This window comes from Xanthomonas rydalmerensis (assembly GCF_033170385.1).
Classification (GTDB): domain Bacteria; phylum Pseudomonadota; class Gammaproteobacteria; order Xanthomonadales; family Xanthomonadaceae; genus Xanthomonas_A; species Xanthomonas_A rydalmerensis.
This window is the reverse complement of sequence record NZ_CP126170.1, coordinates 2,485,924-2,500,877: the sequence shown is the minus strand read 5'-3', so window position 1 is coordinate 2,500,877 and position 14,954 is coordinate 2,485,924. Positions and strand designations below refer to the sequence as shown.

Annotated in this window: 15 protein-coding genes; 13 read left to right on the top strand and 2 right to left on the bottom strand. The window is 70.5% G+C overall.

What is annotated here, in order from left to right; genetic code table 11:
• Positions 1–7: 7 nt before the first annotated feature.
• Together QN245_RS10450 and QN245_RS10445 are read right to left on the bottom strand one after the other, a co-directional pair.
• Entirely contained in the window at positions 8–1,372 is a 1,365-nt protein-coding gene (locus QN245_RS10450; protein WP_317845261.1) for a cytochrome C, read from the bottom strand.
• Positions 1,373–1,439: 67 nt separating this feature from the next.
• Positions 1,440–1,952 (bottom strand): cytochrome b, encoded by a 513-nt coding sequence (locus QN245_RS10445; protein WP_317845350.1) that lies wholly within the window; start codon positions 1,950–1,952, stop codon positions 1,440–1,442.
• A 278-nt stretch (positions 1,953–2,230) separates the two neighbouring features.
• Between QN245_RS10445 and QN245_RS10440 the strand changes: the two genes are divergently transcribed.
• The 13 genes from QN245_RS10440 (at position 2,231) to QN245_RS10380 (ending at position 14,954) form a co-directional block, all read left to right on the top strand.
• Positions 2,231–2,647 carry a sugar 3,4-ketoisomerase gene (locus tag QN245_RS10440; RefSeq protein ID WP_160968075.1) on the top strand — a complete coding sequence of 139 codons (417 nt, stop codon included), beginning with the start codon at positions 2,231–2,233 and terminating at the stop codon, positions 2,645–2,647.
• 3 nt (positions 2,648–2,650) lie between these two features.
• Complete coding sequence (locus QN245_RS10435) at positions 2,651–3,316, top strand: acetyltransferase (protein ID WP_317845260.1); 666 nt, start codon at positions 2,651–2,653, stop codon at positions 3,314–3,316.
• A gap of 5 nt (positions 3,317–3,321) precedes the next feature.
• Positions 3,322–4,281, top strand: a complete 960-nt coding sequence (locus QN245_RS10430; RefSeq protein WP_317845259.1) for a glycoside hydrolase family protein — start codon at positions 3,322–3,324, stop codon at positions 4,279–4,281.
• Positions 4,268–5,203, top strand: a complete 936-nt coding sequence (locus tag QN245_RS10425) for a GNAT family N-acetyltransferase (protein WP_184447936.1) — start codon at positions 4,268–4,270, stop codon at positions 5,201–5,203. The genes QN245_RS10430 and QN245_RS10425 overlap by 14 nt, the downstream gene beginning before the upstream one ends.
• Entirely contained in the window at positions 5,200–6,330 is a 1,131-nt protein-coding gene (locus QN245_RS10420) for a DegT/DnrJ/EryC1/StrS family aminotransferase (RefSeq protein ID WP_317845258.1), read from the top strand. Before QN245_RS10425 ends, QN245_RS10420 begins: the two co-directional genes overlap by 4 nt.
• Entirely contained in the window at positions 6,327–7,580 is a 1,254-nt protein-coding gene (locus tag QN245_RS10415) for an O-antigen translocase (RefSeq protein ID WP_317845257.1), read from the top strand. The genes QN245_RS10420 and QN245_RS10415 overlap by 4 nt, the downstream gene beginning before the upstream one ends.
• Positions 7,580–8,521 (top strand): glycosyltransferase family 2 protein, encoded by a 942-nt coding sequence (locus QN245_RS10410; protein WP_160968063.1) that lies wholly within the window; start codon positions 7,580–7,582, stop codon positions 8,519–8,521. The genes QN245_RS10415 and QN245_RS10410 overlap by 1 nt, the downstream gene beginning before the upstream one ends.
• A complete protein-coding gene (locus QN245_RS10405; protein WP_317845256.1) occupies positions 8,518–9,684 on the top strand; it encodes a hypothetical protein in 1,167 nt (388 codons plus the stop codon). Before QN245_RS10410 ends, QN245_RS10405 begins: the two co-directional genes overlap by 4 nt.
• An 11-nt stretch (positions 9,685–9,695) precedes the next feature.
• A complete protein-coding gene (locus QN245_RS10400) occupies positions 9,696–10,535 on the top strand; it encodes a Wzz/FepE/Etk N-terminal domain-containing protein (protein WP_317845255.1) in 840 nt (279 codons plus the stop codon).
• 108 nt (positions 10,536–10,643) lie between these two features.
• A complete protein-coding gene (locus QN245_RS10395) occupies positions 10,644–11,492 on the top strand; it encodes a class I SAM-dependent methyltransferase (RefSeq protein ID WP_317845254.1) in 849 nt (282 codons plus the stop codon).
• Between the two features lie 2 nt (positions 11,493–11,494).
• Positions 11,495–12,727 carry an amidohydrolase family protein gene (locus QN245_RS10390; RefSeq protein ID WP_317845253.1) on the top strand — a complete coding sequence of 411 codons (1,233 nt, stop codon included), beginning with the start codon at positions 11,495–11,497 and terminating at the stop codon, positions 12,725–12,727.
• Positions 12,724–13,419: a class I SAM-dependent methyltransferase gene (locus QN245_RS10385; protein WP_184647618.1), complete on the top strand. Its 696-nt coding sequence runs from the start codon at positions 12,724–12,726 to the stop codon at positions 13,417–13,419. Before QN245_RS10390 ends, QN245_RS10385 begins: the two co-directional genes overlap by 4 nt.
• The gene (locus QN245_RS10380) at positions 13,416–14,954 is read left to right on the top strand and encodes a B12-binding domain-containing radical SAM protein (protein WP_317845252.1); all 1,539 of its coding nucleotides are present in this window, start codon (positions 13,416–13,418) and stop codon (positions 14,952–14,954) included. The genes QN245_RS10385 and QN245_RS10380 overlap by 4 nt, the downstream gene beginning before the upstream one ends.

The window sequence follows — 14,954 nt, the reverse complement described above, 5'->3', positions numbered from 1 at the left end:
CGGGGGATCAAAAGGCCAGGCTCAGGCTCAGCGCGAACTGGTTGAGGTCGCGCGGGCGAGTGACCGGGGTAGCGCCGAACACGTTGCCGGTGCTGCCGTTGAACTTGCTGAAACGGAACCAGGTCGCGGACAGGCGCAGGTTGGAGATAGACGAATAGCTGTCGTCCTTGCCGAACGGCGCCCACGAGGCGCTGATCAGGTTGCTGGTGGTGTCCGGCGCGCCGTACGGGCGGTAGCGGAACGGATCGTCCGAGCCGGTGTTGATGAAGTGCGCCAGCAGCAGGCTGTAGCTCTGCTTGTAGGTGTAGTTGAGGCTGATCGACTGGTCGCGCACGCTGGCCCGGCGCGGGCCGGCCAGGGCCGGGTCGGTCGGGTCGATCAGCGCGCTGCCGTAGCGGCGGCGCTCGTAGATGTTGAGGTAGCCGAGCTTGAGGATGTGCTCGCGGGTGCCAAGGAACTGGTAGTTGAGGTCGTAGCCCAGATCGGTGAAGTCGTCGCGCGGGCCGGTGCTGCGCGGCAACTGCCGGCGCGTGGTCAGTGCGACCACGCCGGCGGAGAAGAACTGGCGCTTGAGGTCCTTCATGTAGCTCAGGCGCAGGTAGCCGGTGTCGCTGAGCTTGCCGGGATCGCCGCCGATGGCGTAGCCGAGGTCGTCCTGGGTCGAGACCGGCAGGGCGGTGTAGGTGCCGACTTCGCCGTACCAGTTGCGGTCGTACAGGCCGTAGACGCTGGTGCCGATCACCCGGTTGGACAGCGAGGATTGGTTGAGCAGGGTGGTCGAACTGGAATAGGCCGAGGCCGGGCCCAGCCCGGAGGCGTTGGGCAGCATGCCGATCGGGTCCTGGCTGCCGGGATTGTTGTTGACGCTGACGCCGAGCAGGGTGTCCCTGCCGCCGAGCTGGAAGCTCTTGACCACTGCGCGCAGGTCGACGTTGTCCAGGCGCGTGGTGTAGTCGTTCTTGCCGTTGTTGGTGGTGGCGACCTTGACGTAGCCGCCGACGTTGTCGGTGATGCGCCCGGCCAGGTACAGGTCGGCCTCGCTGAAGCGGGTGCGGCTCTCGCCGCGCGCCGGCACGCTGCGGTTGGCGGTGAGCTGCGCGGAGGCCGGGATCTTGGTGCCGTTGCCGTCGCTGTCGGTGTAGCCGCCGAGCTTGAAGCGCATGCCGTACGGGGTCAGTGCCGGGCCGTAGGCGCCGATGTGGCAGTCGGCGCAGGACGAGCCGGTCTGCCGCGCGAACGCCGGCACCGCGGCGGCGCGTGGGCTCAGCACCAGCAGCAGCGAGCCCAGCGCCGACCACAGCAGCGCCTGCTCGGTGCCGCGCGTCCTGTCGCTGCGGGAGGAGGTGGAGGGGGACGACGGGGCCTGGTGCATGCGGAAGGTCCTTTGGCGGGCGGGTGGGTGCGGCGACGGACGGAAACGAGGTGACGGGAGACGCGGCTCAGCGGCGGCGCAGGAACGGCACCATGCGTTGCAGCACGGCGTCGCGGCGCACGAGGTGGTGCCACAGCGCCGCGCCGATGTGCAGCAGGATCAGGCCGAGCAGCAGCCAGGCCGCGTCCACGTGCCAGGCGCCCAAGCTGTCGGCGAGATCGGGATCGGGCGCGACCAGCTCGGGCAGGGTCGCGCCGAACAGATGCACCGGCTTGCCCATCGATTGACTCAGCGCCCAGCCCAGCACCGGCAGGGTCAGCAGCAGCGCGTACATCACCACGTGGGTGGCGCCGGCCAGCAAACGCATCAGCGCCGAGCCGGCCTCCGGGTCGTGGCGCTTGCCCAGGCGCATCCGCAGCGCGACGCGCAGGCAGAACAGGCCCAGCACGAACAGGCCGAAGTGGCGGTGGCCTTCCAGCAGCCACTGCCGCCACATGCGGCCGTCGACCTCTTCGCGCAGCAGGATCAGCCCCGCCGCCAGCACCAGGCACAGCACGGTGAGCCAGTGCAGCCACACCATCGGCCGCGGCAATGCCGCCGACGCGGCAGGAGGGGAAACGGGCGGTTTCGGAGCGGCCGGCGTGGGTGAGGTCATGGCGGTACGCGGTGTCCTTGGGGGCGACGAGGCAGGGGCGCGGCGTGATGCCGGCGGGGCATCGCTGCAGCGGTGGTCGTCGATGGGTGCCGGCGCTGCGGCGAAAGGTTGCGTCGCGGTGCGCGTCGGCGTTGCGCAACCTTTCCGCGGACCCGCGGCACTCAGCCTGGACACTCCGATGTGGAGCCCGGTCGGGCACTCTGATGGCAATCGAACGAATCCAGTTGCGGACGCACGGCGACGCGCGCGGCCAGCTCGTGGCGCTGGAGCAACAGCGCGACGTGCCTTTCGACATCCGCCGCGTGTACTACCTGTTCGCCACCCGCAACGGCGTGCACCGCGGCCAGCATGCGCACCGCCATCTCAACCAGCTGGCGGTGGCGTTGCACGGTTCGGTGTCGTTCCTGCTCGACGACGGCAGCGGTCCGACGCAGGTGGTGCTGGACGATCCGCGGCAGGGCCTGCTGCTCGGCAGCATGGTCTGGCGCGATCTCTACGACTTCAGCGCGGACTGCGTGCTGATGGTGCTCGCCGACCAGGCCTACGACCCCACCGACTACATCTTCGACTACGACGAGTTCCTGCGCGAAGCGGCGGGCATGCGCCGGCAGGAGGCGTAGCTCATGGCGCGTCCCCTGGTCATCGTCGGCGCCGGCGAACTGGCGCAGATCGCCTGCGAATACTTCACCCACGACAGCGACTACGAGGTGCTGGCCTTCAGCGTGGAGCGCGACTACCTGTCCGCGCCGACCCTGGCCGGCCTGCCGGTGGTGGCCTACGAGGAGCTCGAACAGCGATATCCGCCGTCGCAGGTGGAGGCGTTCGTGGCGATCCCCGCCAGCGGACTCAACCGGCTACGCACGCGGTTCTATCTGGACGCCAAGCGCCGCGGCTACCGCATGGCCAGCTACGTCAGCTCGCACGCCTTCGTCTGGCGCAACGTGGAACTGGGCGAGCACTGCTTCGTGTTCGAGCACAACGTGCTGCAGCCGTTCACCCGCATCGGTGCCAACTGCATCCTGTGGAGCGGCAACCACGTCGGCCACCGCACGACGATCCACGACCACGTATTCGTGGCCTCGCACGCGGTGATTTCCGGCTACTGCGAGATCGGCGCGAGCAGCTTCATCGGGGTCAACGCCACGCTCAGCGACCGGGTCAAGGTCGCCGCCGACAACGTCATCGGCGCCGGTGCGCTGCTGACCCGCGACACCGAACCCGGACGCGTCTACGTCGGTGCGCCGGCTCGGGCGGTGGCCGGCAAGTCCAGCTTCGACGTGGACCTGTGAGGCGCATGTTCGCCTGGCACAAACGCGGATTGGTGTTCGACACCGCGCGCGACGGCGTCGGCGGCTGGATGCGGCATTCGGCGCTGACGCCGACCCCGCTGCGGCTGGATGCCGAGCGACTGCGGATCTACGCTGGCTTCCGCGACGATGCCGGGGTCAGCCGCATCGGCTACGTGGACGTGCGCGCCGACGATCCTACCCAGGTGCTCGGCATCAGCGCCGCACCGGTGCTGGACATCGGTCGCGCCGGCTGCTTCGACGACAACGGCATGATCCTCGGCGACGTGGTGCATGGGCCGGACGGCCTGTACATGTTCTATGTCGGCTTCCAGCAGGTGGCGCGGGCCAAGTTCCTGGCCTTTACCGGCCTGGCGGTCTCCACCGATGGCGGCGACACGTTCCAGCGCCGCCAGGACACGCCGCTGCTGGACCGCGCGCCGGGCCGCAGCACCATCGCCGCGGTGCATTCGGCGCGTTACGAGAATCGCCGCTGGCAGCTGTGGTACGCAGTGGGGGACGACTGGGAATGGATCGGCGGCACGCCGTACCCGCGCTACCACATCCGTTGCGTGGAGACCGACGACCTGCAGGCGATCTCGCGTCAGGACACGGTCTGCCTGCAGCCGCAGGGCGACGAGTACCGTATCGGCCGCCCGCGGGTGTACCGGCACGATGGCCGCTATCTGATGTATTTCACCCATGGCAGTCGCGACGGCGCCTATCTGCCCGGCATGGCGGTCAGCGACGACGGCCGCCACTGGCAGCGCTGCGACGCGGCGTTGGGCCTGCCGCTGTCGGCGCAGGGCTGGGACGCACACACGCTGTGCTATCCGGCGCTGATCCGCCACGGCGAGCGCCTGCTGCTGTTCTACAACGGCAACGACATGGGCCGCGACGGGTTCGGCGTGGCCGAGGCGGACTTGCCCGCCGGCATGGTGTGGGAGGACGGCGATGCTGTCGGTTAGGGCGTATACCGCGACCGACGCGCCGGCATGGGATGCCGTGGTGGACGCCTCGCGCAACGGCAATCTGCTGCACCGGCGTGGCTACATGGACTATCACGCTGCACGCTTCGTCGATGCTTCGTTGTTGGTCGAGGACGCCGGCGCGCCGGTGGCGGTGTTTCCGGCCAACCGCGATGGCGACGCGGTGACCAGCCATGCCGGCCTCAGCTATGCCGGCTTGGTGTCGACCCACGCGCTGCGTGCGACGGCGACGCTGGAGGCGTTCGAGCGCATCGCCGCGCATTATCGCGACACCGGCGTGCGCACGCTGCTGTACAAGGCGGTGCCGCATCTGTTTCATCGCAGTCCGGCGGAAGAGGACCTGTACGCGCTGCACCGGCTCGGCGCGCGCCTGCAGCGCCGCGACCTGTCCTCGGCGGTGCCCTTACGCGAACCGCCGCGCTTCGCCGCCGCACGCAAGCGCTCGGTCGCCAAGGCACGCCGCGCCGGGCTGCGCGTGCAACGGGCAGACGATCCGGCGCCGCTGCATACGCTGCTGGGCGAGGTACTGCAACGCCACGGCGCGCGCCCGACCCACAGCCTGGACGAACTGCGCCTGCTGTGCGCGCGCTTTCCGGCGCAGATCGTGCCCTACGAAGTGCGCGACGGTGCCGACCTGCTGGCCGGCACGCTGGTGTACGACTTCGGCCACGTCGTCCATACCCAATACCTGGCCTGCTCGGAGCAGGGCCGCCGCGCCGATGCGCTGAGCCTGCTGCTGGCCGAACTGATCGAGCAGGTCTACGCGCAGCGCGAGTTCCTCAGCCTGGGCATTTCCACCGAGCAGCAGGGCCAGGTGCTCAATGCCGGCCTGGTCGAGCAGAAGGAGCGCTTCGGCGCACGCGCCGTGGTCCACGATTTCTACCATTGGGAATTGCAATGAACCTGCCAGCGGGCAGCGTGCCGTTCCTCGACCTGCGCGCCAGCAATGCGCGCTATGCCGACGAGCTCAAGGCCGCCGCGGCGAGGGTGATCGATTCCGGGTGGTACGTGCTCGGCGAGGAACTGGACGCGTTCGAGCGCGAGTTCGCCGCCTACTGCGGCACCGCCCATGCCATCGGCGTCGGCAACGGCATGGACGCGCTGACCCTGATCCTGCGCGGCTACCGCGCACTCGGCCGGCTGCGCGAAGGCGACGAGGTGCTGGTGCCGGGCAATACCTTCATCGCCAGCTTCCTGGCGATCAGCGAGAACCGGCTGCGACCGGTGCCGCTGGAGCCGGACGCGGCCAGCTTCAACTTGGATCCGGCGCAGGTGGAACGGGCGATCGGCCCGCGCACCAAGGCGATCCTGGCGGTGCACCTGTATGGGCAACTTGCGGAGATGGCCGCGTTGCGCAGCATTGCCGAGCAGCATGGCCTACTCCTGCTCGAGGACGCGGCGCAGGCGCATGGCGCACGCCGCGACGGCCGCCCTGCCGGTAGCTTCGGCGATGCCGCCGGTTTCAGTTTCTTCCCCGGCAAGAACCTGGGCGCGCTCGGCGACGGCGGCGCGGTGACCACCGACGACGACGCGCTGGCGACGCAGCTACGCGTGCTGCGCAACTACGGCTCGGACATCAAGTACCGGCATCTGGTGCAGGGCGTGAACTCGCGCCTGGACGAACTGCAGGCGGCGCTGTTGCGGGTCAAGCTGCGCCATCTGGATGCCGACATCGCCGCGCGCCGCGCGATCGCCCAGCGATACCTCGATGGCATCGCGCATCCGCGGATCGCAGTGCCGCAGGTGGCCGACCCGGCGGCGCACGCCTGGCACCTGTTCGTGGTGCGCTGCGCACAGCGCGATGCGCTGCAACAGCATCTGCAGGCCCAGGGCGTGCAGTGCCTGGTGCATTACCCGACGCCGCCGCATCGGCAGCCGGCCTATCCGGAACTGGCGACGCTGCAGTTGCCGCTGTGCGAGCGGTTGGCTGCCGAGGTGCTCAGTCTGCCGATCGGCCCGACCCTGGACGACGCGGCGGTCGCGCAGGTGATCGACGCCTGCCGGCGTTTCGGTGGCGTGGCGGCATGAACGTGCTGCGCAGCGGCGTGTACAGCGGCGTGGCCACCGCGGCCAAGCTGCTGTCCGCGTTGCTGGTGCTCAAGCTGGTGGCGGTGTACGCCGGGCCGTCCGGGGTCGCCCGGCTCGGCCAGTTCACCAGCCTGATGTCGCTGCTGGCGGTCGTGGCCGGGGGCGGCATCGGTGCCGGCGTGGTCAAGTACGTGGCCGAGTACCGCGACGATGCGCAGTCGCTGACCCGGCTGCTGGGAAGCGCCTTGGGCTATGCCTGCGTCGCAGCGTGCGCGATGGGCGTGGCCGCACTGCTGTGCAGTCGCCTGATCGCCGAGCGCCTGCTCGGCGACGCGCAGTACCAGCCGCTGATCTGCGTGCTGGCGGTGGCGCAGCTCGGGATTGCGCTGGCCAACTACATCCTGGCGGTGGTCAATGGCTTCATGGACGTGCGCCGGCTGGCCTTGATCCAGGTCGCCGGCGCGGTGCTGAGCGTGCTGCTGGTGGCGGCGCTGGCGCACGGCATGGGCCTGTATGGGGCGCTGTTGGGCCTGGTGCTGGGGCAGGTCGCCTGGCTGTGCGCCGGGGTACCGGCGCTGCGGCGCAGCCCGTACTTCCGCCGCGAGATGCTGCGCATCCGCTTCGACCCGGCGATGGTGCGGCGGCTGGCCGCCTTCTCCGCGATGACCCTGGCCTCGGCGCTGCTGCCGCTGCTGGTCAACATCGGCGTGCGCGATCATCTGGCCGGCCAGCTCGGCTGGCAGCAGGTCGGCTATTGGCAGGCGGTGAGCCGTGTCTCCGATGCCTACCTGCTGTTCTTCACCACCGCCATCAACGTCCACTACCTGCCCAAGCTGGCGGCGCTGCACACGCGCACCGCGCTGCTGCAGGAACTGCGTGGCGCCTACCGCTACGTGCTGCCGGCGGTGATCCTGGCCGCGGCTACGGTGTACCTGTGCCGCGACTGGATCACCCGGCTGCTGTTCTCGGCCCATTTTGCCGCCGCGTTGCCGCTGTATGCGCCGCAGCTGCTCGGCGACGTGCTCAAGATCGCCTCCTTCGTGCTGTCCTACCTGATGCTGGCCAAGGCGATGACGCGGCTGTTCGTGCTCTCCGAATGCTTTTTCGCCGCCAGCTACCTGGGCCTGGTGGTGCTGTTCACCGCGCACATGGGCCTGATCGGCGCGGCCTATGCGTTCGCCTGCAACTACGCGCTGTACCTGGCGTTCAACGTGCTGGTGGTGCGCCGCTACCTGCGAGGACTGGGCTGATGGACGCACCGCACACGCCGCCGACGCTGCCGCTGGTGTCGGTGTTGATCCCGGCCTACAACCACGCGCGCTTCGTGCAGCGCTGCCTGGACAGCGTGCTGGAGGATCCGTACCCGAACAAGGAACTGGTGATCGTCGACGACGGCTCCAGCGACGGCACCGCCGAGTGCATCGCCGAGTGGATTGCCCAGCACGGCGACACCTTGCACGTGCGCTTCTGGCCGCGCGAGAACCTCGGCATCGCCGCCACGCTCAACCACCTGGTGGCGATGGCCCGCGGCGAGTTTCTGCGCCTGGGGGCCAGCGACGATTACCTGCTGCCCGGCGGGCTGGGCGTGCAGGTGGCGTACCTGGGCGCGCATCCGCACAAGGCTGCGGTGATCGGCGACGCCATCGTGGTCGACACCCAGGGCCGCACGCTGCACCAGAGCAGCATGCGCGACCTGCACGGCGTGGACAAACGCCTGTACCTGAGCGAGGCCGGCATCCGCCGCGCGGTGATCCGCCACTGGGCGGTGAGCGGGGCGGTGGCGCTGGTCCGGCGCAGCGCGCTGCAGCCGGGCGCGGAGTGGGACGAGGGCCTGCGTATCGAGGACTGGGACTTCTTCCTGCGCCTGGTCGCGCGCGACGCCCTCGGCTTCCTGGACGTCGCCGTCTGCGCCTACCGCGTGCACGACCACAACGCCAGCCGCACCCGGCACTTGCCCAGCCGCCTGGCCAACCTGGCCGAATCGCGGCAGGTGGCATTGCGCCGCGCGCGGTTGTTCGATCCCGCCTGCCGCACCCTGCTGCATGCGCAGGCGCACTACATCGCCGCCAAGATCGCGTTCCTGCGGCGCAGCCCGCTGGCGCTGGGCGGGCACCTGTTGGCACATGCGTGGCTGTCGCTGTTGGCGCGGTTGCGCCAGGGCGGCCAGCCAGCCCTGATCGAGCGCACATGAGCCGCCTGCTGCGCCTGCCGTCGGCCTATTTCGGCCTGCCGCTGCTGCTGAGCTGTGCGCTGACCCTACTCAGTTTCGACCTGCCGCCGGGCTATCTCGCCGGCATCGCGCTGCTGGCCGCCGTGGCGCTGGCGACGCTGGGGCTGGACGCATTGCTTGGCATCCGCCTGCCGCCGCTGGCGGCGTTCCGGGCGCGCGAGTATGCGGGCACGCGCGAGGCTTTCGTCGCGCTCGGCCTGGCCGCCGCGGTGGGGCTGTTCTGCCTGCTGGACCTGTTGCTGTTCCCGATTCCCTTGCTGCACAACCCCTCCGCCTACGCCGACCTCAGCCCGCTACAATCGCATGTTCGACATGTGTCGAACATGTGCTGGATCCTGCCGCCGATCGGCCTGCTGTGCGTGCGCGAGCGCAGCGTGCGCAACGCGCTGCTGCTGGCCGGCTTCGCCTTCCCGGTGCTGGTGATCGACCGCAACCGTCTGTTCGCGGCAGTGTTCAGTGTGGGCCTGTTGGTCTTGCTGCGTCGCGACCCGGCGCGGCCGCTGCCGTGGAAACGGGTACTGGCGCTGCTGTGCGCGGGTGCCGCCGCGTTCTCGCTGCTGGGCACGCTGCGTTCGGGCTCGCTGGATTCGGTGGCGCTGCCGTTCGGCGCGCTGTACCGGGCCGCGCCGCAGGGCATCAAGTGGCTGCTGCTGTACATCGGTGCCGGCCCGTACAACTTCGGCGCGCTGCTCAGCAAGGGCTACGAGAACGCCAGCTTCCTGGTCAACCAGCTGGTGCCGCTGAGCGGTTCCATCGCCACCGCCGGCACCGGCATCCCGCTGGATGCCCCGAACATCAATGTCGGCACCGAGTTCCTGCCGTTCCTGCTGGCCGGCGGCCCCGGCGCGGCGCTGGCGGCGATGCTGGCGCTGTACGCGGCGTTGCTGTGGAGCGTGCGCCTGCTCGGTCGCGGCGTGGCGCTGTTCAACCTGCTGGTGTTCCTGCGCATCGCCTACGCCTGCGTGATGTCGCCGTTCGCGCCGCAGGCCTTCACCTGGACCAATGCCGGCTTCGTCGCGCTGTGCCTGCTGTTGCACGCCTGCAGCGCCTTGCTGCCGAACCGCCGCGACGCCGCACCGGCGGCGGCCCTGCCTTCCGCTCCCCCGAGATCCCCGCTGCCATGACCGACACCGCCATGCCCCAAGACGAAATCTACCTGATCGACCTGTGGCGGATCCTGCGGCGGGAATGGCGCTGGTGCCTGCTGCCGCTGTTGCTGGCATTGGCGCTGGCGGCGCTGTTCCTGCATGGCGCGACCCGCCAGTGGCAGGCCACCGCCTGGGTGCAGGTCGGCGAGTTCGGCCCGACCCCGTCCGGGCGCGACCCCAAGCTGGAACCGTTCCAGCGGGTGATCGACCGGATCAAGACCCGGCAGTTCCAGGAACAGGTGCTGCGCGGCGCCGGCGTGGCGTTGGACAGCCGCCAGGCCGCGCTGTACCGCGACAGCCTCAAGCTGGATCCGGACCCGTACGCCAACCTGATCCAGCTGACCCTGCGCGCCCAATCGCCGCAGCAGGCACGGCAGCTGGCGACGGCCACCATCGCGCAGTTGCAGGCGCTGCACCGGGGCATCCAGGCCGGCCCGCTGCAGCAGGCCAATGCACGGCTGCAGGCGCTGGCCGCGGACATCGCCGCCACCCAGGCCGAGCGCGACCGCCTGCTGCAGCAGCAGCGCGAAGACCGCGGCAGCGTCGAACAGCAATTGCTCGGCAACATGCTGCTGTCGGAGAAGACCACCACGCTGCGCGGCCTCAAGGCCGAACGCGAGGAGCTGCTCGGCCGGCTCGGCGCGCGCTACACCTACGACACCTCGGCGCCCTGGGAGACCTATGTGCCGCCACGCGCCGCGTTCCCCAACCCGGTGCTGGTGCTGGCCGCGGCGCTGCTGGCCGGGCTCGGCGGCGGCGTGCTGGCCGCGGTGGTGCGCAATGCGCTGCGTCGCCGCCAGACGCGGCCGACTGCGGCTGTCGCATAACGGCACCTCGCCGATTCAACCAAACGGCGCTGCTGCCGCACCTACCTGCAGTACCGCGCGCTCGATACGCGCGGATTCCGACGAGGGCAGGGGAGTGGAGAGGTGCAGGTGACAGCGAACGGCAAGGCGGGCGCGACGGCGCATACGACCACTCTGGACCCGGTGCGGCTGCTGGACACGCAGCGCGCCTTCGACAGCGTGGCCGTCGACTACGATGGCCCACGCGGCAACAACGCGCTGATCCAGCGCATGCGCACCACCTTGTGGGACACGGTGGCGACGCAGTTGCCGGTCGGTTCGCGCCTGGTCGACCTGGGCTGCGGCACCGGCCTGGATGCGCACGCCTTCGCCCAGCGCGGCTACCGCGTGCTGGCCACCGACTGGTCGCCGCAGATGGTCGAGCGCACCCGTGCCCGCGCGCAGGACCCGAGCCTGCACGGCCGGCTCAGCGCGGCCCACGTCGGCATCCAGCAGCTGGATCTGCTCGATGGCGAGTTCGATGGCATGTACTCCAACTTCGGCCCGCTCAACTGCGCGCCGGATCTGCCGGAGGTCGCCGGTCACTGCGCACGGCTGCTGCGCCGCGATGGCCGGCTGGTGTTCTCGGTGATCGGCCGGCTGTGTCCGTGGGAACTGGGCCACTACCTGCTGCGCGGGCGCCTGCGCCGTGCCGCCGTCCGCGCCGCCCGCGGCGCCACCGCGGTCGGCATGAACGGGCACACGATCTGGACCTGGTACTACTTCCCACGCGAGTTCTACCGCGCGTTCGCGCCGCATTTCGAGTTGGAGTCGTACCGCGCGCTCAGCCTGTGCCTGCCGCCGCCGTACCTGGTCGACCACTACCAGCGCCACCCGCGTTTGGGCGAAGCGCTGGGCCGCCTCGACGACCGCATCGGCGGCTGGCCGCTGCTGCGCGACATGGGCGACCACTTCCTGATCGTGATGCGCAAGCGCTGAGCATGGCCGCGCCTGCCGCTCCCGTCGACGTCTGCCTGGACGGTGCGCGTGTCGCGCATGCCGGCGGGGCAGTGCACGCGCCGCTGGCGCTATGCGCCGGTCGCGTCGCCGCGTCGGCCAAGCCGGCGGCGCTGCACATCGCCTTGCCGGGGCACCTGCTGCTGCCGGGCTTGATCAACGCCCACGAGCATCTGCACGTCAATGCGGTGCCGCCGCTGCCCCAGGCCGCGCCGTTCGCCAACAGCTACGCCTGGATCGACGCCTTCGCCGCGCATTTCCGCACCCCGGCGGTGGCCGCCGCGCTGGCCTTGCCCAAGCCGCTGCGGCTGCGCCATGGCGGGCTGAAGAACCTGCTGGCCGGGGTGACCTGCGTGGCCCACCACGACCCCTGGCATGCCGCGCTGGACGCGGCCGACTTCCCGGTGGCGCTGCTGCACGATTTCGGCTGGAGCTACACCTTGCATGGCCCCGACTACGGCCCGCCGCTGGCGCAAAGCTTCGCCGCGGCGTCGGCTGCCGGCTGGCCATGGATGATCCACCTGGCCGAAGGCACCGACGCGGTGGCCGCTGGCGAACTCGCCGAGTTGGAGCGGCGCGGCCATCTGGCCCACAACACGGTGCTGATCCACGGCGTCGGCCTGGGCACGCACGATGTCGCGCGCGTGCTCGCCTGCGGCGCAGCGGTGGTGTGGTGCCCGAGCAGCAACCTGACCCTGCTCGGACGCACCCTGGACCCACGACGCCTGAGCGCCGCCGGGCGCCTGGCGCTGGGCAGCGATGCGCGGGTCAGCGGCGGCCGCGACCTGCTCGAGGACCTGCGCCTGGCCGCTGCCCACGGCCTGGACGCGACCCAGGCGCTGCGTCTGGCCACGACCGCCGCGGCCGACATCCTGCGTTTGCCGGAGCGCGGGCATCTGGCGCCGGGCGCACACGCCGATCTGCTGATCGTCGCCGATCGCGGCGGCGCACCGGCGCAGAGCCTGGTCGGGCTGTCGCGCAGTGCACTGCGCGCGGTGGTGCGCGACGGGCGGCCGCGGATCGCCGATCCCGATTTCGCGCCGTGGTTCGCCGCCGTCGGCGTGGACACGGTGCCGGTGACGCTGGACGGCGTGCCCAAACTGCTGGCCGCGGAGCTGGCCGATCCTGAGTTGCTGGCGCTGGAGCCGGGCCTGGAATTTCAAGTTGCGCCGCCGCGTTCGCGCAAGGCGGACATGGTGCAGGTATGCCACGCATGAGCGCAGTCCCGACCCTCGATCCGCTCGCCGCCTACGCCCTGTGGGCGGACAGCTACCCGGCGCAGGCGCATAACCCGGTGATGCAGGCCGAGCAGCGCGCCATGCTGGCCTTGCTGCCGCAATCGTTGCGCGGCCAGCACGTGCTCGATGCCGGCTGTGGCAGCGGCCGCTACCTGCTGCATGCCCTGCAGCGTGGCGCAGAGCACGTCACCGGCGTGGACCTGTCGCCGCAGATGCTGGCGCGCGCCGCGCAGGAACTGGCTGATGCCGACGCCGGCCGCTGCACCTTGCAAGAAGGCAGCCTCGAGGCCTTGCCGCTCGCCGATGCCAGCGTGGACCTGAGCCTCTGCGCGCTGGCGCTGGGGCACCTGCCGCAGTTGCCGCCCGCGCTGGCGGAACTGCGCCGCGTCACCCGGCCCGGCGGCTGGGTGCTGTGCAGCGACGTGCACCCGATCGGCCCGGCGCTGGGCTGGCGCCGCGACTTCAAGGCCGGCGGTCAGCGCTACGCGGTGCGCCACACCCAGCACCTGTACAGCCACTGGCACGCCGCCTGCGCCGCGCTGGGGCTGGCCATCGACGCGGTCAGCGAACCGATGCTCGACCCGGCGGACATTCCCGCCGGCGCCCATTTCGATCCCGCTGCATTGCAGGTGCCGGTGGCCCTGGTGCTGCGCCTGCGGCGCCTGCCGTGACCCCCGTCCTGCGTTCGCCCCGTGTGTCCTCCACACCCAACACGCTGCTGGTCAATCCCACCATCACCAAGCCGTCCAGCGCCCGCTTTCCGCTGTCGCTGCTGAACCTGGCGGCGGCGCTGGACCGCCACGGCGACAGCCGCATCATCGACGGCAACGTCGACCGCGACTTCATCGACCGCAGCCTGCAGGCGCTGCAGGAGCAGCACTTCGATGCGGTCGGCATCAGCGTGATGGGCGGGCCGCAGCTGGCGCCGTCGATCGCGCTGTCGCAGGCCATCCGCGCGCGCTTCCCGGCGCTGCCGATCGTCTGGGGCGGCTATTTCCCCACGCTGTACCCGGACACCGCGCTGGCCGCGCCGTACGTGGACTACGCGATCCGCGCGCAGGGCGAGGACACCTTGCCGGAACTGCTGGCCGCCTTGCGAGGCGAGGGGCCGACGCTGGCGCAGGTCGACGGGCTGTCCTGGAAACATGACGGCGCCGTGGTGCACAACCGCAACCGCGCCTTCCAGCGCGGCGATGCACTGCCGTCGCTGCCCTACGAAAAACTCGGCGAGCCGCGTCGCTATCTCGGCCGCACCTTCCTCGGCCAGCGCACCGCCTCGCACCAGGCCGCGCTGGGCTGCCGCTTCCGCTGCACGTTCTGCGGGGTGGCGGCGATGTTCGGCGGCGCCACCGCCTTGCCGACCGCGGCACGCCTGGAGCGCGAGCTGGGCTATCTGAAGTACGGCCTGGGCGCCGACTCGATCCAGTTCTTCGACCACAACTTCTTCGACCGCGAAGCCGACATGATCCCGCTACTGGAGGTGATGGCGAAGCTGGAAATGCCGTGGTGGTGCTACGCGCGCGCCGACGCGTTGCTCAACCTGTCCGAGAGCACCTGGAAACTGGTGCGCAAGAGCCGCCTGCGCATGGCCTACATCGGTGCCGAGTCGCCGAGCGGGGCGATGCTCAAGGAGATCCGCAAGGGCACGCGCCCGGACCAGACCCTGGAAGTGGCCGAGCTGTGCCGGCGCAATGGGGTGATCCCGGAATTGTCGTTCATGGTCGCGCCGCCGCAGGACAGCGAGCGCGAGACCGAGCAGACCTTCGAGTTCATCCGCGAGCTGAAGCGGATCAACCCGCAGTCGGAAATCATCGTCTACGTGTACACCCCGTTGCCGGAAAGCAGCCGCCACGAGAAGGATCGCGGCCGCCGCGCCGGCATGCCCTTGCTCGACCGCGACGGCGTGCCGGTGCAGTTCCCGCGCACGCCGGAGGAGTGGGCGCAGCCGCAGTGGGTGGACTACGCCTGCCACGCCGATGCGCCCTGGCTCACCGATGCGCTGCGCCAGCGCATCCGCGATTTCGTCACCGTGCTCGGCTGCCGCTATCCCACCGCGCAGGACCCGCGTTCGCCGGGCTGGGCCAAGCGTGGTCTCAGCGCCCTGGCCGCGTGGCGCTACCGCTACCGGCGCTACGACCGGCCGTGGGAGCTGAACCTGGCCAACCGGCTGGTGCGCCTGCACCGGCCGCAGGCGTCCGGGATCTGA